1 protein-coding gene is annotated in these 447 nt (G+C 37.8%); it reads right to left on the bottom strand.

Features of this window, described 5'->3' with window-relative positions; translation table 11 throughout:
- Window positions 1-57: 57 nt before the first annotated feature.
- The coding region (locus tag GVL61_RS24510; protein WP_200845020.1) for a hypothetical protein at window positions 58-447 on the bottom strand (390 nt) is incomplete at its 5' end.

The raw sequence follows: 447 nt of genomic DNA, 5'->3' as shown, positions 1-447 counted from the left end.
CTTGCGCAACTCCAAAAACAAGGTTTCTGAAATCACAAGCAGATTTTAAATAATTTTTCATATCGTAAATTTCTTATTAATTCCAGGAAAGTCAATTTCCTTGTTGAGCAATTCGTAATATTCATCGATGGATATCTTCCCAAATTCATCATCGTTTTCCTCTATCTCTTTTTCATACACGGATTTTAGAATCTCAAATCTCTCCGAACTCAAATATGGCTTGTGACTTTCAAGCATCGCGAAAAGATCTTTGTTGTACTCATCCTCGTCCTCAATGTCTTCCGGATTGATTTGGACGACAGTGCCTAATAGCTGTCTGAAAATAAAATCTTCAAAGCTTTTCGCAAGCTTTACCAGACTTCCATCCCTGTTAAGTATATCTAAAGAATCCAGCGATCCATCACCCGCGTAATTAAAAACGTAGAGATTCCCCGAGCCATCCCTACC

Origin of the sequence: Novosphingobium sp. 18050, from assembly GCF_902706195.1 — a bacterium.
GTDB lineage: Bacteria > Pseudomonadota > Alphaproteobacteria > Sphingomonadales > Sphingomonadaceae > Novosphingobium.
This window is presented reverse-complemented; position numbering and strand designations above follow the sequence as displayed.